This window comes from uncultured Actinomyces sp. (assembly GCF_963526355.1).
Lineage (GTDB): Bacteria > Actinomycetota > Actinomycetes > Actinomycetales > Actinomycetaceae > Actinomyces.
The window spans coordinates 1-20,498 of record NZ_CAUROW010000017.1 but is presented as its reverse complement, the minus strand read 5'-3'; the positions used below and the strand labels follow the sequence as shown (position 1 = coordinate 20,498).

At 68.7% G+C, this 20,498-nt stretch carries 18 protein-coding genes and 1 pseudogene; 14 read left to right on the top strand and 5 right to left on the bottom strand.

Annotation, left to right across the window (positions count from 1 at the left end):
• Window positions 1-37: 37 nt before the first annotated feature.
• From RWR81_RS05785 to RWR81_RS05745, 9 genes are all read left to right on the top strand, one after another.
• Window positions 38-967, top strand: a complete 930-nt coding sequence (locus RWR81_RS05785; protein WP_314455772.1) for a phosphatidate cytidylyltransferase — start codon at window positions 38-40, stop codon at window positions 965-967.
• Window positions 968-1,039: 72 nt separating this feature from the next.
• Entirely contained in the window at window positions 1,040-2,302 is a 1,263-nt protein-coding gene (rlmN, locus tag RWR81_RS05780; protein ID WP_314455769.1) for a 23S rRNA (adenine(2503)-C(2))-methyltransferase RlmN, read from the top strand.
• Window positions 2,299-2,844: a DivIVA domain-containing protein gene (locus tag RWR81_RS05775; RefSeq protein WP_314455766.1), complete on the top strand. Its 546-nt coding sequence runs from the start codon at window positions 2,299-2,301 to the stop codon at window positions 2,842-2,844. The genes rlmN and RWR81_RS05775 overlap by 4 nt, the downstream gene beginning before the upstream one ends.
• Before the next feature lie 36 nt (window positions 2,845-2,880).
• Window positions 2,881-4,173, top strand: coding sequence for a 1-deoxy-D-xylulose-5-phosphate reductoisomerase (gene dxr / locus RWR81_RS05770; RefSeq protein WP_314455763.1), 1,293 nt, complete (start codon window positions 2,881-2,883; stop codon window positions 4,171-4,173).
• Window positions 4,170-5,504, top strand: a complete 1,335-nt coding sequence (locus RWR81_RS05765) for a site-2 protease family protein (protein ID WP_314455759.1) — start codon at window positions 4,170-4,172, stop codon at window positions 5,502-5,504. Before dxr ends, RWR81_RS05765 begins: the two co-directional genes overlap by 4 nt.
• A 93-nt stretch (window positions 5,505-5,597) precedes the next feature.
• Window positions 5,598-6,779: a flavodoxin-dependent (E)-4-hydroxy-3-methylbut-2-enyl-diphosphate synthase gene (gene ispG / locus RWR81_RS05760; RefSeq protein ID WP_314455756.1), complete on the top strand. Its 1,182-nt coding sequence runs from the start codon at window positions 5,598-5,600 to the stop codon at window positions 6,777-6,779.
• 50 nt (window positions 6,780-6,829) lie between these two features.
• Window positions 6,830-7,819 (top strand): GNAT family N-acetyltransferase, encoded by a 990-nt coding sequence (locus tag RWR81_RS05755; protein ID WP_314455753.1) that lies wholly within the window; start codon window positions 6,830-6,832, stop codon window positions 7,817-7,819.
• Between the two features lie 100 nt (window positions 7,820-7,919).
• Window positions 7,920-8,210: a hypothetical protein gene (locus RWR81_RS05750; protein WP_314455750.1), complete on the top strand. Its 291-nt coding sequence runs from the start codon at window positions 7,920-7,922 to the stop codon at window positions 8,208-8,210.
• Window positions 8,207-9,583 carry a tripartite tricarboxylate transporter permease gene (locus tag RWR81_RS05745; protein ID WP_314455747.1) on the top strand — a complete coding sequence of 459 codons (1,377 nt, stop codon included), beginning with the start codon at window positions 8,207-8,209 and terminating at the stop codon, window positions 9,581-9,583. The genes RWR81_RS05750 and RWR81_RS05745 overlap by 4 nt, the downstream gene beginning before the upstream one ends.
• Window positions 9,584-9,842: 259 nt before the next feature.
• Here RWR81_RS05745 and fni read toward each other — a convergent pair whose 3' ends face one another.
• Genes fni through mvk form a run of 4 tightly spaced genes read right to left on the bottom strand, consistent with a single transcriptional unit; the run spans window position 9,843 to window position 14,102 of the window.
• Window positions 9,843-10,931, bottom strand: a complete 1,089-nt coding sequence (gene fni / locus RWR81_RS05740) for a type 2 isopentenyl-diphosphate Delta-isomerase (RefSeq protein ID WP_314455745.1) — start codon at window positions 10,929-10,931, stop codon at window positions 9,843-9,845.
• Window positions 10,928-12,124, bottom strand: coding sequence for a phosphomevalonate kinase (locus RWR81_RS05735; protein WP_314455741.1), 1,197 nt, complete (start codon window positions 12,122-12,124; stop codon window positions 10,928-10,930). Before RWR81_RS05735 ends, fni begins: the two co-directional genes overlap by 4 nt.
• Complete coding sequence (mvaD, locus tag RWR81_RS05730) at window positions 12,121-13,143, bottom strand: diphosphomevalonate decarboxylase (protein ID WP_314455738.1); 1,023 nt, start codon at window positions 13,141-13,143, stop codon at window positions 12,121-12,123. The genes RWR81_RS05735 and mvaD overlap by 4 nt, the downstream gene beginning before the upstream one ends.
• Window positions 13,140-14,102, bottom strand: a complete 963-nt coding sequence (gene mvk, locus RWR81_RS05725) for a mevalonate kinase (protein ID WP_314455735.1) — start codon at window positions 14,100-14,102, stop codon at window positions 13,140-13,142. Before mvk ends, mvaD begins: the two co-directional genes overlap by 4 nt.
• A 260-nt stretch (window positions 14,103-14,362) precedes the next feature.
• On the opposite strand from mvk, the gene RWR81_RS05720 reads away from it, so the two are divergent.
• Complete coding sequence (locus RWR81_RS05720) at window positions 14,363-16,198, top strand: proline--tRNA ligase (protein WP_314455732.1); 1,836 nt, start codon at window positions 14,363-14,365, stop codon at window positions 16,196-16,198.
• 110 nt (window positions 16,199-16,308) lie between these two features.
• Here RWR81_RS05720 and RWR81_RS05715 read toward each other — a convergent pair whose 3' ends face one another.
• Window positions 16,309-17,241 (bottom strand): Tat pathway signal protein, encoded by a 933-nt coding sequence (locus RWR81_RS05715; protein WP_314455842.1) that lies wholly within the window; start codon window positions 17,239-17,241, stop codon window positions 16,309-16,311.
• Window positions 17,242-17,451: 210 nt separating this feature from the next.
• On the opposite strand from RWR81_RS05715, the gene rimP reads away from it, so the two are divergent.
• The 4 genes and pseudogenes from rimP to RWR81_RS05695 form a co-directional block, all read left to right on the top strand.
• Complete coding sequence (gene rimP / locus RWR81_RS05710) at window positions 17,452-17,958, top strand: ribosome maturation factor RimP (protein ID WP_314455729.1); 507 nt, start codon at window positions 17,452-17,454, stop codon at window positions 17,956-17,958.
• Between the two features lie 197 nt (window positions 17,959-18,155).
• Window positions 18,156-19,196 carry a transcription termination factor NusA gene (nusA, locus tag RWR81_RS05705; protein WP_314455726.1) on the top strand — a complete coding sequence of 347 codons (1,041 nt, stop codon included), beginning with the start codon at window positions 18,156-18,158 and terminating at the stop codon, window positions 19,194-19,196.
• A gap of 120 nt (window positions 19,197-19,316) precedes the next feature.
• Window positions 19,317-19,622, top strand: a complete 306-nt coding sequence (locus tag RWR81_RS05700) for a YlxR family protein (protein WP_314455723.1) — start codon at window positions 19,317-19,319, stop codon at window positions 19,620-19,622.
• 119 nt (window positions 19,623-19,741) lie between these two features.
• Window positions 19,742-20,498 (top strand): annotated as a pseudogene (locus tag RWR81_RS05695) (translation initiation factor IF-2); the annotation flags it as partial.

Genomic DNA, 20,498 nt, shown 5'->3' with positions numbered 1-20,498 from the left:
GGTTCTCGCCCCTGTCCCGCCGACCCCTGTGAGCCCAGTGACGACTCTGTTGAACCCGCGCCCCACGCGCAACCACGACCCCCTGCCCGCCACCGGGCGGGCAGGGCGCAACCTGCCCGCCGCCGTTGGGGTGGCTGCCGTGCTCGTCACCGTGGTCCTAGGATCACTGCTCTTCTACAAGATCCTCTTTGTGGGCGTCGTTGTGCTGGCCGTATGCGGGGCGCTGTGGGAGTTGGCGGCGGCCTTCGCCCGCAAGAACATTCGCCTGCCGCTGGCGCCGCTGTGGCTGGGGACCCTGGGCATCTCCGTGTGCGCCTGGGAGCTGGGGGCGGAGGCGGCGTTCGGGGCTTATGTGGCCACTGCCGGCGCCTGCGTCCTGTGGAGCTTCATGGACCAGGCTGAGGCGGAGACCGGCACCGTCCTGGAGCAGGCCGGTCACGACATTCCCCGTACCGAAGCTCATGACGAAGTCCGTCGCTCGCGCTCCAGCGCCGCGGCCGCGTCGGTCTTCGCCGCCACGTATCTGCCCTACCTGGCCGGTTTCGCCGTCCTGCTCCTGGTTCAGGATCACGGAGTAGGAAAAGTCATGATGCTTATCGCGCTTCCTGCGGCCAACGACACCGGTGGGTGGCTGGCGGGCATCACCCTTGGCCGCCACCCCCTGGCTCCCTCGGTCTCGCCCAAGAAATCCTGGGAGGGACTCATGGGATCCCTGCTGGCGGCCGTGGTCACCGGGGCCGGGTGTGTCTGGGCCATCGGGGGGCCCTGGTGGGCAGGGACGGTGCTGGGTGCCTGTACCGTCATCGTCTCCACCCTGGGCGACTTGGGGGAGTCCCTGCTCAAGCGCGACCTCGGGCTCAAGGACATGGGTACGCTCCTGCCAGGCCACGGAGGAATTATGGACCGGCTCGACTCGATTCTCGTGGCCGCCCCACTTGTCTATGCCTTCACCCTCCTGGTGAAATAGGGCCTGCATGCCGCACCCATCCCAGTCGACCAGCCCGGCCCTCCCCAGCCCCGGGACACGAGGAGCACGAGCATGAGGCCTTCGCGAGTACAACAGCGCCCCCGGCGCCCGCAGCCGGTCAGCATCACCGAACGGCCCAGTGGCGGCCATGTCCAGGTCATGCCCACCGACCAGCCGCCCGAAGGCGCCACCAGTCCTGACGCAAGGCCACGGCTGTCCTTCGCCGTACCGGTGGCGCGGGGCAAGGCACCCCGTCACCTGGCCGACCTCGACCTGAGTGGTCGCAAGGCAGCCTGCAAGAGCTCGGGCCTTCCCTCCTTCCGAGCCGACCAGCTCTCACGGCACTACTTCACGCACTTCACCCGCGACAGCGCCGACATGACCGATCTGCCCGCCTCCCAGCGCGAGCAGCTGTGCGCCGAGCTGCTGCCCGAGCTCATCACCCCCGTGCGCGCTCTGCGTGCCGACCGAGGGCGCACCATCAAGCACCTGTGGGAGCTGCACGACGGTGTCCGCGTCGAGAGCGTCCTCATGCGCTATAAGGACCGCACCACCCTGTGTGTCTCCTCCCAGGCCGGCTGCGGCATGGCCTGCCCCTTCTGCGCCACCGGCCAGATGGGCCTGACCCGTAACCTCTCAACCGCGGAGATCGTCGAGCAGGTGCGCCACGCGGCCCAGGCCTCGGCAGCCGGCGACCTGGCTGGGGGACCGGCGCGTCTGTCCAACGTGGTCTTCATGGGCATGGGTGAGCCGATGGTCAACTACAAGAACGTCGTCGGCGCCCTCCATCGGCTCATTGACCCGGTTCCCGAGGGGTTCGGCCTGTCTGCCCGCGGTATCACCGTCTCCACCGTGGGCCTGGTCCCTCTCATCCGCAGGCTCGCCGGCGAGGGGCTGCCGGTGACCCTGGCCGTCTCCTTGCACGCCCCCGACGACGAGCTGCGCGACGCTCTCATTCCCGTCAACTCCAAGTGGAAGGTCGGCGAGCTGCTCGACGCGGCCCACGACTATTTCCTGGCCACCGGTCGGCGCGTGTCCATCGAGTACGCGCTCATCAAGGACATGAATGACCACGCCTGGCGCGCACAGCTGCTCGCCGACGAGCTCAACCGCAGGGGTGCCGGATGGGCGCATGTCAACCCCATTCCGCTGAACCCGACACCGGGTTCCATCTGGACCTGTTCGGAGGATGCGGTTCAGGATATGTTCGTCGACACGCTTCGGCGTGCCGGAATTACTACGACAGTGCGAGACACTCGAGGCAGCGACATCGACGGTGCCTGCGGTCAGCTCGCGACCGAGGTACTCAACCAGGAGAGGGCTAAGACGACATGAGCGACATGTTCCCCAAGTCAGCGCTCCTGCGACCGGGCTACCGCCCTGAGCAGGTCGACCGCTACTTCGAGACTGCCCACGAGATCTATGACGCCGGCGAGCTCGACGAAATGGACTCCGAAGGTGTGCGCACCGTCGCCTTCGACGTGGTTCTGCGCGGTTATCAGCCCCAGGCCGTCGATGCGGCCCTTGACCGCCTTGAGGCCGCCTTCCTCCAGCGCCGGCGAGCCGCCTTCGTGGCCGAGAAGGGTCGTCAGGCCTGGATGGACCAGGTCACCCAGCTCGCCACCACCCTCTATCCGCGCCTCCTGCGCCCGGCAGGTGAGCGCTTCGCCCCGGCCTCCGGTCAGGGGTATGACAAGGCCGATGTCGACGCGCTCATGGAGCGCATCGCCGGATACTTCGACTCCGACACCACCTTGACCTCCAGCGAAGTGCGCGGAGCGGTCTTCCGCCGTGCCCGGGGCAGTAAGGCCTACGGGGAGCCCAGCGTCGACCGCTACCTGGCACGCGTCGTCGAGGTCCTCCTGTCCGTCGAATAGTAAGTCGAGTTAGTCCTGAGTAGTCGCTTCGCCCTCATGAACGGCACAGCACCGTCACGTTCCCATTCTCCCCACCGACTGGCCCTGCTCGGATCCACCGGATCGATCGGTACCCAGACCCTCGAGGTCCTCGCCCGCCTGGGGACCGCCTCTCCGCGCGTGGTCGCCCTGGCCGCCGGCGGATCGCGCCTGGACCTCCTGGCCCGCCAGGCCATCATCTGGGAGGTCCCTGTCCTGGCCGTCTCCGGTGGGGGAGAGGACCTCGCCGAGCAGTTCCGCCGGATCCTCTCGGCCATGGCCGCCGAGCTCGGCCGCCCCGACCCGGTCACCACGATCCTCACCGGTCCTCACGCCGCCACCATGGCGGTCGAGGCCGCCGAGCTCGGAGCGCAGGACATCGTCGTCAACGGCATCACGGGCTCCGTGGGCCTGCTGCCCACACTCGCCGCCCTGCGCAGCGGCGCCCGCCTGGCCCTGGCCAACAAGGAGTCCCTCGTTGTCGGGGGTGCCCTGGTTCGTGAGGCAGTGATCCGGCCCGGCCAGATCGTCCCCGTGGACTCCGAGCACTCCGCCATCGCTCAGGCCTTGGCCAGCGGCCGTCATGAGAAGGGCCTGACCAGTCCTGTCATCAGCGGGCTCAGCGAGGTGAGACGGCTGGTCTTGACCGCTTCAGGTGGGCCCTTCCGCGGCAGGAACCGCGCGCAGCTCACCGGAATCAGTGCCGCCGCCGCACTCAACCACCCCACCTGGGACATGGGGCCGGTGGTCACCATCAACTCCTCGACCCTCATCAACAAGGGACTCGAGCTCATCGAGGCCCACCTCCTGTTCGACGTGGCCCCCGAGCAGATCGACGTCGTCGTCCACCCCCAGTCGATCATCCACTCCATGGTCGAGTTCACCGACGGCGCCACCATCGCCCAGGCCTCCCCGCCCGACATGCGCCTGCCCATCGCCCTGGGACTGACCTGGCCCGAGCGTCCCGACCTGTCAGGCCTGGTGGTGTCCAACGATTGGCGCGAACCGGTCAGCTGGACCTTCGAGCCACTGGACGGAGAGGCCTTCCCCGCTGTTGACCTGGCCCGCGGCGCCGTGGCCGCATCAGCCACCCACCCGGCCGTCCTCAACGCCGCCAACGAGCAGGCCGTCGCCGCCTTCCTGGGCGGCGGGATCGAGTGGCTGGACATCGTTGAGATCGACGAGGCCGTCGTTGGAGAGCACGAGGGCCTCGCCTCTCCGAGCCTCGACGATGTCCTGGCCGTGGAAACCTGGGCCCGCACCCGCGCCGACGAGCTTATCGCAGCACGAAACGGAGGAACGCACCTGTGAGCACCACCCTGGCCTATATCCTGGGCATCGTCATCCTCATCATCGGGATCGGTGTCTCTGTGGCCCTCCACGAGCTCGGGCACATGATCCCGGCCAAGAGGTTCGGTGTGAAGGTACCCGAGTACTTCATCGGCTTCGGCCCGAGGATCTGGTCGGTCAAGCGCGGCGAGACCGAGTACGGAGTCAAGGCCATCTGGCTGGGCGGCTACGTCAAGCTCGTCGGCATGCTGCCGCCGGCCAAGCCCGGTAAACCGGACCGGCGGCGCAAGGACGGCAGCCTGGGCATGGTGGGCGAGGCCCGCGCCGAGGCCCTCGAGGAGATCCAGCCCGGTGAGGAGCACCGCGCCTTCTACACCCTGAGTGTGCCCAAGAAGCTGATCGTCATGGCCGGGGGCATCCTCACCAACCTGGTTCTGGGGATCCTCCTCCTGGCAATCTCCATCGGTGCTGTGGGCATCCCGGGGCACACGACGACGCTGGCGACCGTGGCTCCATGCGTATCGGCCGATGTTGAGGCGGACGCCCCCTGCCAGGACTCCGACCCGCTCGCCCCAGCCGGCGCCGCCGGTATCAAGGCGGGCGACCGGGTCGTCTCCTGGGGCGGGGTCGAGGTCTCCACCTGGTCGGAGCTCCAGACCCAGATCGCGGCCGGAGGAACGAGTCCCACCCAGGTCGTCGTCGAACGCGACGGTGCGAGGCGCACTGTCAGCGTCACAGCGGTCGAGGTCCAGCGGACCGTTCGTGACTCTCAGGGAACACCGATCAAGGACGCCACCGGCGCTGTGCGTACCGAGCCCCGCCCCTATGTGGGCATCTCCCCTTCCCTGGGAACCATTCCGCAGAGCCCGGCCAAGATCCCGGGCCTCATCGGCCAGGCCGTCGGCGGCACGGTCAAGGCCGTCGCCACCCTCCCGGTGGGGCTCTACCATGCCGTCCAGGCGGCTCTGGGCGTCGAGCAGCGCAGTGCGGACGGCGGTGTTGTGGGCCTGGTGGGAATAGGGCGCATGGCCGGACAGGCCACCAGCGGCGGCGCGTCCGGAGCCGGGACGGTCCCCCTGTCCACGCGGTTGAGCATGATGCTCTCGCTACTGGGCAGCCTCAACCTGGCACTGTTCGCGTTCAACCTGGTGCCGCTGCTGCCCCTGGACGGTGGACACGTGGCCGGAGCCTGTTGGGAGGGCATCCGGCGCATGATCGCCAAGGCGCAGGGAAAGCCTGACCCCGGACCGGTGGACACCGCCAAGATGCTGCCTATCGGCCAGGTCGTCTTCGGCCTGCTCATCGTCATGGCCCTGGTCCTGGTGTGGGTCGACATCGCGGCCCCGCTGTGAGACCCGAGCCGGCGGGATCAACCCGTTTCCTGCGGGAGCGATGCCACACGCCTGCGGTACAGGCCGGGGCGGGGCGGGTGACATACTGGTCGGGTGACTGAAGCGATCGCTCTTGGCATCCCCACGATGCGCGCCCAGGCCCCGGTCCTGGCGCCGCGCCGACCGACCCGCAAGATCAAGGTCGGCAGCCTCAACGTCGGTGGAGACGCGCCCATCACCGTGCAGTCGATGACCACCACCAAGACCCACGACATCGGTGCCACGCTCCAGCAGATCGCAGAGCTGACGGCTGCGGGCTGCGACATCGTCCGCGTGGCCTGCCCCACCGACAAGGACGCCGAGGCGCTGCCGATCATCGCCAAGCAGTCGCGCATTCCCGTCATCGCGGACATTCACTTCAACCCCAAGTACGTCTTCGCCGCCATCGAGGCCGGCTGCGGCGCCGTACGCGTCAACCCCGGCAACATCCGCAAGTTCGACGACCAGGTCGCCGACATCTGCAAGGCAGCCTCCGACGCCGGCGTCTCTCTGCGCATCGGCGTCAACGCCGGAAGCCTCGACAAGCGCCTGCTCAGGAAGTTCGGCAAGGCGACGCCTGAGGCCCTCGTGGAGTCCGCCACCTGGGAGGCCGGCTTGTTCGAGGAGAATGACTTCCACGACTTCAAGATCTCCGTCAAGCACCATGACGTCGTCACCATGGTGCAGGCCTATCGGCTCCTGTCGGAGGCCGGTCGCTGGCCCCTCCACCTGGGCGTGACCGAGGCCGGCCCCGCGTTCCAGGGCACCATCAAGTCCTGCGCCGCCTTCGGCACCCTGCTCGCCGAGGGGATCGGTGACACCATCCGCGTCTCCCTGTCCGCGCCCCCGGTCGAGGAAGTCAAGGTCGGTACCAAGCTCCTGGAGTTCATGGGCCTGCGAGAGCGTCAGCTGGAGATCGTCTCCTGCCCCTCCTGCGGTCGCGCCCAGGTGGACGTGTGGACCCTGGCCGAGGAGGTTGAGGCCGGGCTCAAGAAGGTCACCGCGCCGCTGCGCGTGGCCGTTATGGGCTGCGTCGTCAACGGACCCGGTGAGGCCCGTGAGGCGGACCTGGGCTGCGCCTCGGGCAATGGCAAAGGACAGATTTTCGTACGCGGACAGGTCGTCGAGACCGTCCCTGAGGACCAAGTCGTCGAGACCCTTCTCAAGCACGCCGAGGTCATGGCCGCCGAGATGGCCGAGGAGCTCGGCGAAGAGGCTCTGGTCGGAACCAGCCCCATGGTCTCCGCCGCCGGCTGAGGGGCTGGTGAGGGCGGGGCACACCGACCTCCCGCCCCGGCCTTACGAGCATGAGCTTCCTGCGACACCGCGATCACGGGCGCACGCGTCGCGGCCCTGGTGGCCTGACACCAGTACCTTCCAACCGGGTGTCGGGTGTCATGGCGCTGTGCGCGCTGGACCCGGTCGGCGCGGTGGGCCTGGTTCAGCAGATGCTGCGCTGGTCGCGATGGGGGCGCGGTGACGTCGTCGCCCTAGGGGGCCTGACCCATCCTGTCGCAGCGGCATGGTCGGTAGGCTCCCTCATACCCTTCGGCCTGGCCGGACGCCCCGAGCACGGCTTGCGAGCCGCGGACGGCGGCGAGATCCGGGAGCTGGCCGAGCACGCCGGACCGCGTCTGTCCCGCCGCGGCTCGGTCTCGGGACCGGCCCAGGATGTCGCCGCGGTCTGGAACGGCCTCAGCGAGCAGGGACGGTCGGCGCGTCATGAGAGCTGGAGGCAGCCGGTTCTTGCCGCTCCTCACATAGGTGGGGGACTGGTGGGCGCGCACCGGCACCGCAGTCAGTCCCTGACCTGGATGGGACAGTCGGTTCGCCCGGCCCGGCGCGACGAGATCGAGCTGGTGCTGCCGGCCTCTGTGGATATGTTCGTCGGTGAGCTCGGTTACGACCCCACTGCCGACGGCCCCGGCTACAGCCGCCACGTCAGGTGGCTTATCGGGCAGAGACGAAGCTATGTCGTCCTCGACGACGGGACGGGCGGTCCGATCCGGCCGGGATCCCCTCAGGCAGTGGCCTTCAAGGCCGACGTCGGAGCGCTGTGGCAGTCGCCGGCAGGCAGCGTCGCCCAGCTGACCGGAGTGTGGACGCGCCCCGATCTGCGTGGACGGGGACTAGGGGCGGTGGCCCTGGCCGGCGTGGTCGACGCCGTGCGCCGGGACCATGTCGGAGCCGGCGGCCTCGTGAGCCTCTACGTCAACGACTACAACACCGCGGCCCTGGCGCTCTACCGGTCCCTGGGGTTTGAACAGGTGGGCCTGTTCGCCACCGTGCTCCTGTAATACCGGTAAGCCAGGATGACCGTTCTGCTGCACGGCGTCTTCAAAGCCATGGTGAACAACATATGGAGCGTCTCGGTCAGCTCGCCTACGATCACCAACCGTGCGCAGTACGGACGAGGTCGACTCCGATAGCACGGAGCGTCAGAATAATATCGAGGTCTGGAACGATCTCGTCTCGCCCAGAGATTTGCTCATCTGTCTTCTGATATCGGTGATGTGTGTCGTCGCAGCGGTACTTTTGTCCTCCTCTTTCGGTGGGAAGCCGCTGTTCTGGGGACTGGGGGCCTCAACGATCGGTTTTATCGCCTGCTGCGTCCTGGTGAGTCCCAAGCGCGAGGTCACCATTGTCGACGAGCTGAGCGTCGGTACGAGTGAAGGGGCGGACCAGTGACCGTGAGCCTTCTTCTCATGATGGTGGCCGCCATCCTGGCCGCCGTGGTGCTGTACACGTTCATCGGGTTCATTCCCGGCACCGATGAGACCGGGGTGCTCGCGCCCGTCACCCTGGCGATCATCCTGGCCGGAGCCCCGCCGCACGTGGTCCTCGCCTTCTTCATCTCCGCCGTGGTCACGCTCAACCTCATGAACGGCATCCCGACGGCGCTGGTGGGTCTTCCCGGTGGGGTGATGTCCGCTCCGCTTATGGATCATGCCATGGTGCTGCGCAACAAGGGCCTGGCCTCCGACACGATCCGGAAGATGGCGGTGGGCTCGGCCATCGGAACCCTCATCTCCATTCCCCTGAGCTTCCTCCTGGCCGGTCTGCTGCTTCCCATGGCCGACGGGATCAAGACCCATTCCGACATCGTCCTTGCGGCCGGAGCCGTGGTCCTGGCCCTGCTCGGAAAGAACCGCATTCTCTCACTGGTGTCAATTCTTCCCATGGCGCTCCTGTTTCAGGCGCTTCCGGCCCTCTACCGGGGCGCGGGCATCATTCCGGAGAAGGCCAGCGTCAACACCTCCTTCTTCCTCGGGATCACTGTGGGACCCATGCTCCTGACCCTCCTCGAGCTGCTCAATGCCAAGCGCCGGGAGGAGTTGCCGCACGGCACCCGCACCAAGGCCGAGCTGCTGCGCTCCGGTTTCGACCGCCAGGCGCTGTGGCCGGGCCGCCTCATCACCAGGTCCGAGGGATGGTGGAGTGCCGCCATGGCCGCCGCCTCCACCCCGCTGTTCATTCTCAGCCCGGTGGGCCTGACCTTCCTGCTGGGTGAGGCCTCCGTGGCCCGCCAGAAGGAGGACCGGGCGCCCCGCGCGCAGCGTGCGGTGACCGTCATGAGCGCGCTGACCCACTCGACCTACCTGGCCGGCATCATCATCCCGCTGGTGGCGCTCGGGGTCCCGATCTCCGGGGTCTCCGTCGGTCCCGCCGGCCCACTGTTCAGCGCGGGCTCGGTCTACACCAAGCAGCACAACCTGCACCACCTGCTGGACCTGCCCGGGTTCATCGTCACCGTGTCCCTCGGGGCCCTTATCGCGGTTGCGATCACCTACGTCATCGCGGTGCGCTGGTCCTCGCAGATCACCTACTTCGTCATGCGCCGAATCCCCCACGAGGCGGTGCTGGCGCTGTTCGTCGCCTTCGTCATCCTGCTGGCCTATATCGACGCCGACCAGAAGGCGGGCCTGGCCAACGTCTTCGGGGTCCTGCTCGTAGGAGTCGTGTGCGGATCACTCAACCGTCTGGGCGTCGCCTACGGAGTCCAGTTCATGTCGCTCTACGCCGCCCCCGGCATCGTCAAGGCGCTGGCGGCGTTGGCCTGAGCGGCCCTCCAGAGGGAGGCGGCGGAGGTTGGGGACGGACCTCCGCCGCACGCCTGTGTGATGTACCGTGCGAGTCTCGTTGAGTATAAGTCCTGGTCCGCTGCCTGAGGTCAGTGGCCTCCTGCGGAGGCCGGCCTCGGCAGCACTCGGGACGTCGGTGGTGGCGACGTCATCGGTGTTCCGATATCTGCACCATAAGAGCAGTTCGGAATAATGAGGTAAGGGGGCGATCCCCCTTGACGAGACCGCCTGTCGACGGCTACGCCTCGCTGCGGTGCGCCAGCCGCGTCAGGTCGACGCCGAGCAGACGCGCCTGCTCGGCGGTGCGTCCGGTCACGAGCACATCGGTGCGGCGCAGCTGCGCCACATCGGCTGCTCCCAGCAGGGTCATGAGCGTGCGCACGTGGTCGCTCCAGGTGCGCAGCTCGCGGCGCAGGGCCTCGGGGCCCTCCTTGACCAGGGTGCGCAGCACGTGCCCGGAGGCCCCGACGGCGCAGGCACCCAGGGCCAGTGCCCGGACGACGTCGAGCGGGTTGCGTACGCCCCCGGAGGCCAGCACCGGCAGACCTATCGGCTCATCGACCGCCAGAGACTCCAGCAGGCACAGCGCCGTCGGCTGGCCCCAGCCGATGAGGTAGGACAGGTCGCGTCGCGGTCGACGCTCGTTCTCAATGGCGATGAAGTCCGTGCCCCCCGCTCCGGCCACGTCGACGGCCGCGACGCCGGTGTGCGCCAGGGCCTCGATCGTCCGGCGTGAGAGCCCGAAGCCCACCTCCTTGACCACCACCGGGACGGGCACGGTCGCAGCGATGGCGGTGATCGCCTCGCTCCAGCCGGTGAAGTCACGGTCGCCCTCGGGCATGACCAGCTCCTGGGCCGCGTTGAGGTGGATCTGCAGGGCATCGGCCTCCAGCATCTCCACGGCCTGCACCGCCTCCTGCGGGCTGACGGTCGGCCCGACATTGGCCAGGACGAAGGCGTCCGGGGCCCGGCGTCGGATGACATGGAAGCCATCTGACCGCTCGGGGTCGCGCAGGGCCACGTGCTGGGAACCGCAGGCGATCGCGACTCCTGCCTCAGCGGCCGCCTCGGCCAGGCTGGCGTTGATGGCCGCCGTTGCTTGTGTTCCGCCGGTCATGGCGTTGATGTAGAACGGGACCTTCCAGCGGGAGCCCAGGATGGTGGTGCCGATATCGACCTGCTCGGCGCTGACACCCGGCAGGCTGTGATGGACGAAGGATACGTCGTCGAAGGCGCCGGCGCGGTCCTGACCGTGCAGACGCATCGCCAGCTCCAGGTGCTCGTCCTTGCGGGAGGCCCGTTGCGAGGTGGTGGGCTCGTGGCTCATGTGGCGACCTTAACGGGGGAGACGGTCGAGGAATCAGTGCGTGCTTCAGCGGGGTCGGCTGCGCAGACGGCGGATGAGTCCTGACTGTAGACCGACAGGTCCAGGGGCCGGATCCCGGTCGTCTCCCACGCGGCTCGCAATGCAGTCAGGTCCGTGGCCGGCGTGCACAGGGCGATTCCACAGTCTCCACCACCGGCGCCCGAGCTCTTGGCCGCGGCCCCGTGCTCGAGCGCGATCTCGACCAGTCTCGCCAGCTCAGCGGTCTCGATGGTCCGGCCGCTGATTCGGCTGAGCCCGGCCAGAAGAGCCCTGTTGCGCGCGATCTGGCGCATGATCTGGGCAGTGTCGTCATCCTCGATCGCGGTGATGAGGCGAGCCAGGCAGTCCTGGCTGTCACGTAGGAAGACGGCGTAGTCGTTGGCCCCGTGGGATCCCGCCTGGACGTCGGCGACCAGGGCCGGGGTGGAGGCAGGGGCTCCGGTCCAACCCGCCTGAAGCCGCAAGGAGGGAGGCGGCAAGCGGCGGACGCTCAGACCTGGCCAGTCCGCCTCCACGAGATCGCTCACGGAGCCGCCGACCCGGGCTCGCTGCCGGGCCCAGCGCAGCCATGAGCGGTCGGGGGAGGTGTAGGCCACCCATCCGGTCATGGCGCTGGCGGCAATGTCGCCTCCCGAGCCGATCGGCTGGACCGTGTCACTGGCCAGCATCGCCAGCTTGTAGACGGTCAGGTCGCTGGCGGCCAGGCCATAGAGGTCGGCGACGGCGCGCACCGTCGCCACCGTCACCGCTGATGATGAGCCCAGTCCCAGCTTGCGCCCGTCCGCCTCGTCCAGCTCGCTGGAGATATCCAGGTCGAAGGACCGCAGCTGGCCACCGACCTCGGCCACCAGCGCCTCGACGAAGCGGATCGCCGAGATGATGTAGTCGACCTCCCCTCCGACCGCCTCGGCCAGGCCGTCCTGCGGTCGGCGGCGCCAGGGCCTGGAACCGGTGGCGTAGAACTGCGAGCTGATCGTGCCCGCGTGTCCGCCGGTGCGGGAGTGGAGCGTGATGCGCACGGTGATGAATCGGTCGACGGCGACCAGGACCGCTCGGTGACCGGCCTCGACGACGGCGTACTCTCCGGCGATGTAGAGCTTGCCCGGTGCCCTGGAGACGACGCCGCCGGCGTGAGAGGTCAGTTGAAAGGTCATGGGCCTTCCTCGATACGCACCCCGCCGCCGGGATGCCTCACCGAGACGGTGGTGCCGGTCAGACGGTCCCGCAGCGCGGCGGCGACCTCCTCGGCGCGGGCGCCCTCGGTGAGGACCTTGACGTTGGGGCCGGCGTCGATCGTTGCCCACACGGGCAGGCCCTCCTCGCGCATGGTGCGGATCGCCTGCAGCGCCTCCACGGTCTGCGGCAGCCAGTAGACGATGCCCGGGCGGGCCGCGATCATCGTGGCGTGCATGCCCAGGGCGTTACCCTCGACGACCTCCCCGAGCTGCTCCAGGTCTCCCGCCCGGACCGCCTCCAGCGCCATCTGGAGGTCCTTCCCGCTGGCCTCGACCCAGGCGGGGAAAAGCGGGGAGGTGGTCATCGTGGCTCGCATGGCCCGGGTCGAGCTGATGGGCTTGTACTGCTCGGAAAGCACGACGACGACCATCGCCAGGTCCATCTCGCAGGCCACCGGCTCGGCGTAGGAGGAGGCGTCGTCGTGGCCTGCGTTCCACCGGACCAGCCCGCCGAAGACGGAGCGGGTCGCCGACCCCGAGCCGCGTCGCGCCAGTCGGGAGAGCTCCCGGTCGTCGAGATCCATGCCGGCGGCTCGGGAGGCGGCTGCCGCAAGCGCCGCGAAGCCCGCCGCCGAGCTCGCCAGGCCGGCCGCCAGCGGGACCGAGGCCCGGGAGGTGACGGTTGCCGCAGTGGTGACGCCTGAACGGGCGCGCACCAGGTCGAGGAACCGGCTCACTCGCCCCAGCTCCGCAGCGCTGGGGGAGGCCCCGTTGATCGTCACCGAGTCCGCGGCGCCGGCACCGCCGTCGAAGGAGACCGTCGTCGTCGTCCGGGTGCCGTCGAGGGTGAGGGACAGGCTCGAGGTGGCGGGGATCGCCAACGCCTCATCCACTTTGCCCCAGTACTTGATGAGTGCGATGTTGGTGTTGGCGCTGGCCGTCGCAGTCGAGGTGGCGGTCGGGGAGAAGCCGGCGCTGGCAGGGGAAGCGACAGTCACTCGTCCACCTCGCTGACGCGCATCCGGTAGCTCCACGTCTGCGGCGCACCGGCCCTCTCCAGCGCGGCGCGCACCCGGCGTGTGGTCGGCTCCCCGGTCACCAGGGCGATGACGCAGCCGCCAAGCCCCCCGCCGGTGAGCTTGGCACCCAGAGCCCCGGCGTTGCGTGCGGCGTCGGTGAGGTCGTCGAGGATCGGCAGGCTCAGGCGGAGCTCGGACAGTACCGTGTGCGCCTCATCCATGGCGGCCCCGAGGTCCGGGGCGCTGGCCTGGTCCAGGGCTGTGATCGCGCTCTGGGTGAGTGCTCCCAAGCGGTTGATGCGCGGGCCGATGTTGTCAGGATCGTTCTCGTAGCGCCGGCGCAGGCCGCCGACGGCCTCCCGGGTGGAGCCGTGGACACCCGAGTCGGCGATGACCAGGGAGGCGTTGTCGATGCGCTGGCTCAGAGGCCGCATCTGCCCGCCCTGGAACCGGATGGGGCACGGGGAGCAGGTGGCGGCGGCGTCCAGTCCCGAGGGCTTGCCGTGTGCGATCTGCTCAGCCAACTGCGTCAGCGCGAACAGCTCGTCGGAGCCGGCCTCGCGCCCGCAGGCGTCTAGGACGGCGCGAATGATCGCGCCGGCCGCCGCCGCCGACGAGCCGAGCCCGCGCTCATGGGGGAAGTCGCTCACGGTGGTGATATCGAAGGCCTGGTCCAGGCGGCCGGAGAACTCACGGGCCACCTCGAAGGCCCTTGCGACGCTGGCGAACCGGGACCCGGCCTGGTCCAGGGGTCCCGAGTAGTCCAGGCTGCTCAACGTGGAGGGACCGGAGGTCAGGCTCGCCGTGGCTCGCATCCGCAGGTCCTGCAACGGTACGGCGACGGCGGGGTGCCCGTAGACGACCGCGTGCTCACCCAGGAGAATGGCCTTCGCCCACGTCTGGCCGTGTCCCTCACGGATGGAGGAATGCCTGTCCATATGTTTCCTTGCCTGTGGCCCACGCACCGGGGAAATCGTGACGCGGGCCGGTTTCAGGGATAAGAGGGCTTGACGGACCCTTTGATGGGATCGAGCGTATCGGGCCCTTCTTGAGAGCTGCAAGTCCTACCTGACCAGCATCGAAGCGGTTGGCGCGCAGCTGCGCACGCAGGCTCGCTGTGACCCTTTGCTCCCGTGATTTCGCACGGCCGAGCGGGCCCCGTTGGGGCGGCGGCTCCGGGACCCCGTAGGATCGCCCCGTGCTGCACAGACTCTCCACCTCCTTCATCCGAACCCTGCGCGAGGACCCGGCCGACGCCGAGGTCGCCAGTCACCGGCTGCTCGTGCGCGCCTGCTACATCCGCCGGGCCGCCCCCGGGGTGTACACCTGGCTGCCACTGGGCCTGAGGACGCTGCGCAAGATCGAGGACATCGTGCGCCAGGAGATGGACGCCATGGGCGGCCAGGAGGTCCACTTCCCGGCCCTCCTGCCGGCCGAGCCATACCAGGCCACTGGACGCTGGGACGACTACGGCCCCACCCTGTTCAAGCTCCACGACCGCAAGGACGGGGACTACCTGCTGGCCCCCACCCATGAGGAGATGTTCACCCTCGCGGTCAAGGACCTCTACTCCTCCTACAAGGACCTGCCGGCCATCGTCTACCAGATCCAGACCAAGTACCGCGATGAGGCCCGCCCCCGCGCCGGCATCATCCGCGGCCGTGAGTTCGTCATGAAGGACTCCTACTCCTTCGACATCGACGACGCCGGCCTGGCCGTCGCCTACCAGGCCCACCGTGACACCTACGAGCGGATCTTCGCCCGCCTGGGCCTGGACTACGTCATCGTCAACGCCATGGCCGGAGCCATGGGCGGCTCTCATTCCGAGGAGTTCCTCCACCCCTGCGAGATCGGTGAGGACACCTTCGTGCGCTCCTCAGGCGGCTATGCGGCCAACGCCGAGGCCGTCACCACCGTGGTCCCCGATCCCGTGGACGCCTCCGGGGTAGGCCCGGCGCGCGTCGTCGACACCCCCGACACCCCTACCATCGACTCCCTGGTCGCCTTGTGCAACGAGGCCTACCCGCGCTCCGACGGGCGGGCCTGGACGGCCGCCGACACCCTCAAGAACGTCGTCGTCACCCTCATCCATCCCGGCGGTGAGCGCGAGCTGCTCGTCGTCGGAGTGCCCGGGGACCGCGATGTCGACATGAGACGCCTGGAGGCCGCCGTCGCCCCCGCCGAGGTCGAGATGGCCGGCGACACCGACTTCGAGACCCACCCCGAGCTCGTGCGCGGCTACATCGGCCCCACCGCCATCGGCCCGAACTCCCCGCTGCGGCGCGTGGAGAAGCGCGAGGACGGCACCGAGGTCCTCACCGGCTCCGTGCGCTACCTCGTCGACCCCCGGATCGTGGAGGGAACCAGCTGGGTCACCGGCGCCAACACCGACAAGAAGCACGTCCTGGACCTGGTCATGGGCCGCGACTTCACCGCCGACGGCACGATCGAGGCCGCCGAGGTCCGTGAGGGCGACCCCGCCCCCGACGGCTCCGGCCCCCTCCACCTGGCCCGCGGCATCGAGATCGGCCACATCTTCGAGCTGGGACGCAAGTACTCCCAGGCCCTGGGGCTGACCGTCCTGGACGAGAACGGCAAGGCCCGCGTGGTCACCATGGGCTCCTACGGCATCGGCGTCAGCCGTGTCATGGCCGCCCTGGCCGAGGCCAGCCACGACGACAAGGGGCTGTCCTGGCCCGTCCAGATCGCCCCCTACCACGTGCAGGTTCTGGCCACCGGCAAGGACCAGGCCGTCTTCGACGTCGCCGAGCGGATCGCCTCGGCCTTGGACTCCGACGGCGTCGAGGTCCTCTACGACGACCGCCGCAAGGTCTCCGCCGGGGTGAAGTTCGCCGATGCTGAGCTCCTCGGTCTGCCCTACACGCTCGTTGTCGGCCGTGACCTGGCCAGGGAGGGGACTGTGGAGATCCGTGACCGCCGCACCGGCGAGCGCCGTTCAGTGCCCGTCGACGCCGCCGCGACCGAGCTCAGCGCCACCGTCCGCGCCGCCCTGGAGGCCGTTCAGGCCCTCTGAACCGGCACCTCTGACACGGCGTCTGAGGATCAGCTGTGCGGCTGCGCCTCGGTGCCGTGGTTGCCTGTGTGTCTGCGATGTCGGCCGGGGCCGCCACGAGAAGACGCACGTCAGGCGGTGTAGCCGGGTAGGGAGGAGAAGTCCGCGCCCCATTTCGTTGCACGGCGGGCGGCGTCAACGGCACCGGTAACAGCGGCTTCACGGGCCGGCGTGGAGGCCTGGGCGGAGCCGGCCTCCTGCACCTCGGCCGATACGATGGTCGACCACACCTGTCGGGCCCAGGACACCCAGATACTCGCCTCAGGGTCGGAGGACTCGGTCGGGGCGGCGTATGCGCTCAACCGAGTGTCCTCACTGCCTGCGGCGACGGCGGCGTTGACGACGGAGGTCGCGGCAGCGGCGTCGTCCACCGCCTGGGTGTACCAAGGATCGTCACTGCGCGCCGCGATCTCCTCCATGGCGTAGCGGGCCGCGTCGTAAGAGGTCAGCAGTCCTGCACTGATCCTGCTGCCCTGGGCTACGTCCGCGCGAGGCGTGTCCGCCGAGTTCACCGGGGCGATAAGGTCGTGCTGGAGGCTCCACGCCACTGCCAGCGCGGTGAAGAGCCGGGCGTCCTGCTCGGAGGCGGCGCTGATCGCCGCTCTACGCGCCATTGTCGAGCCGTCGACCAGGGCCGTGGCCAGTTCCTGCACGGTGGCGTCGGCGGATGCTGAGGGTACCGGGTCCACCGTCGGGTAGGAGGACGGCACTTGCGAGGCCCACGGCTCCCATACTCCGCCCAGGGTTTTCAGCTGGGCGTCAGCGGTCTGCTTGACGCCTTCGGCCAGGGCTGCCACGACGGCGTCCGTGCCGGCGGCATGCTGTGCCACCACCCCGGCGGTGGAGGAGATGAGGGTGGCCTGGCGGGCCAGGCCGTCACGAGTGGTTTCCGCCGGTGAGGCGGTAGGCAACGACGCCGGTGACCCCTTCCCCAGGCGAAGCCCGCAACCGCCCAACGCGACCAGTGCCGATCCCAGGGAGAGGACCGCGGCGCGGCGCGTCATGCGACAGCCTGCGGCGCCGATGTCGGAGCCGGCACGTAGCCCGTCGCTGAGTCCGCTATCAGCAGGTACCGGTGTGCTGTTCGTCTGGGTGGGGCGGGGAGTGCGACGTGTGTTCACCCGGGAATCCTCCCACAGACGGTGAGTAGCATGATCCCTACTCTGCTCATGTCGACCGTGCCCGTTCGGGCTCACACGGGAGGAAGAACGACTATGGCCGCCCACGATCCGCTCAAGCGCGCTGACGCACTGGTCCACAGACTCACCGATCTACTCGCCCCCGTCGTTGCCGACGCCGGGCTCCATCTTGAGGGTGTGGAGACCACCCGGGCGGGCAAGTACTCAGTTGTGCGTGTCTTCGTGGACCTGATCGACGGTCCCGGAGACCTCGATCTTGACACCCTCGAGCTGGTGACTGCAGCCGTCTCACAGGCCCTCGACGAGGCCGACCCCGTCAAGGGTCAGTACACTCTCGAGGTCTCCAGTCCTGGGGCTGAGCGTGAACTGACAACCCTGCGTCACTTCAGACGTGTCGTTGGTCATACTGTCCGGGTACGTACGGCCGAGGAGGAACTGACCGGCGTCGTCACAGCGGCTGACGCCGACAGTGACACCGGTGAGGGCAACAGCGGCCTGGTGAGTATTGAGGTCGACGGCACCGAGCGCCGTATCGTTCTGGGGGACGTCGCCGAGGCGCGGATGGTGGCTGCCGGGTTCTAGGGCCGAGTCACGATCCGAGGCTTATAAGATGGCTCCCGAGGATAGTGTCCGGGAATAATGTATGACCTGATAACTGATAGAAGGTTGACAGTCCGGCGCGGAAAGACGTGATAGACCGCCGGCCCGTCACGGGCTACCGTCAACGAGGAGCCCAGCGCACACCCGCCCAGTGGACCCCAGAGAGGACCTAAGCACCCATGGACATCAATATGCCGGAGCTGCGAGGCGCTGCCGACGAGCTGGGCATTGACCTGGACAACCTGCTACCCGCTATCGAGGACGCCATCCTGGGTGCCTACTCCAAGGTCCCCGGTGCTATCCGTGGCGCCCACGTCGAGATCGACCGCCGCAGCGGACACATGAGTGTCCTTGCCCCGGAGGTTGACGAGGACGACCAGCCCACTGGGGAGTACTTCGACGACACTCCCGACGACTTCGGCCGCATCGCTCAGGCGACCGCCCGCAGCGTCATCGTCCAGCGCATCCAGGACCGCCGCGACTTCGAGGTTCTGGGTGCTTTCAAGGACAAGACCGGCGAGCTGATCTCCGGCACCGTCGAGCAGGGCCGTGATCCCCGCATCGTCTACGTACGCCTGGACGAGGAGCATGAGGGCATCATGCCGCCCCATGAGCAGGTTCCTGGTGAGCGCTACCGTCACGGCGACCGCGTGCGTGCATACGTCACCGATGTCTCCCGCGGCACCCGTGGGGCTCAGATCATCCTGTCTCGCACTCACCCCGGCCTGGTACGCAAGCTCTTCGAGCGCGAGGTCCCCGAGATCTCGTCCGGTGACGTGGAGATCGTCTCCGTCGCCCGTGAGGCCGGGCACCGCACCAAGATGGCCGTGCGCTCCAAGGTCAGGGGCGTCAATGCCAAGGGTGCCTGCATCGGTCCTATGGGACAGCGGGTGCGCGCGGTCATGACCGAGCTCGGCGGTGAGAAGATCGACATCGTGGACCACTCCGAGGACCCGGCGCGTTTTATCGCCAACGCCCTGTCGCCGGCCCGTGTGGCCGCCGTGGGCGTCATTGATGCCGAGGAGCGCACCGCGCGTGCCATCGTTCCCGACTTCCAGCTCTCCCTGGCCATCGGCAAGGAGGGGCAGAATGCACGTCTGGCCGCTCGGCTGACCGGCTGGAAGATTGATATCCACGCCGATGCTGAGTCCGGTGAGATCACGCCGGGGCAGGGGTCGCAGTCTGACGACGTGACAGGTCCCTCAGGGCTGGGCGACTGAACCGACCTTCGCTGGGATGTAGACTTTCCGGCGGACCTTTGCGGGTCTCGTAACCAGGATGAATCCGGTTGCGGTGCCCGTGTCGGCGGTTGCGGAGCAGCGGAAGGACACCGACGGACGGTGGCGATCACCCCCCACGTGCCTGAGCGCACCTGCATTGGCTGCCGGCGAAGAGCCCCGCGGGCGCAGTTGCTGCGTCTCGTGCTGACGTCGAGCGGTGAGCTCAACGTCGATGCCCGGGCCGTCAGACCCGGGCGCGGCGCCTGGATCCACCCGGATCCGGAGTGCCTGACCCTCGCTGAGCGACGGCGCGCCGCTCCACGCGCTTTGCGTGCTGACGGACCACTGGACGTGGGCCGCGTGCGCAGGTTCCTGGAGCAGAGCCCGATCAACGACGGCGAGGGGCCCCGCGGCCCGACCGGGTGAGCGGACCACCGATAGCGAAGGCGGGTAGGAAGCCGATGGGCACCCGATGAGTACCCAGCGATGAGCTGCCTCTAGAAGCACCCACCCCTGTCCGGGGTGGGAAACCGGACAGGAGAAAAGTGGCTAAACCACGCGTTCATGAGCTCGCCAAGGAGCTCGACCCCACTGGCAAGAAGGTCACCTCGAAGGTGATCCTGGCCTGGCTCAAGGACCAGGGAGAGTTCGTCAAGGCGGCCTCCTCCGCGGTCGAGCCTCCCGTAGCTCGCCGGGTCCGCGAGCACTTCGCCGCCCAGGTGCAGGAGGCATCGGCGAGCGCTACGACTGGCAGTAAGGCCGACGGGCCGGCCAAGGCCGCCTCTGAGGCTCCGAAGCCCGGTAAGGCCGTCCCCGGCCCCGGGGCGGCGCAGGCCGGTGGAACGGGACCCGTCGGCGCTCAGGACTCGCCGTCAAGTCTCACCACGCCCAAGCCTGGTTCCAGTGGTCTCAGGCCCGGAACGGCCGTGCCCAAGCCTGCGGCCTCGGTTCCCAAGCCGGGTGGCGGTGCCCAGACTGCGGCGAATGCCGCCAAGCCGGCGCCCCAGGGAGGTGCTTCCACCTCCAGCAGGGCGTCCAATGCCCCTAAGCCTGGTGCAGGTGCACCTAAACCGGCGGCTGCTGCTTCTGGCGCCCCGACCCCTGGCCCTCGCCGCAATGCCCCGACTCCGGGACCGCGTCCCGGGGCGCCGCGTCCCGGCAACAACCCCTTCGCCACATCCCAGGGCATGCCCCGTCAAGGAGGCCAGGGAGGTCGCGGTGGCCAGCGCTCGGGCCAGTCGCGATCGGGGGCGCCGCGTCCCGGCAACAACCCCTTCGCCACATCCCAGGGCATGCCCCGTC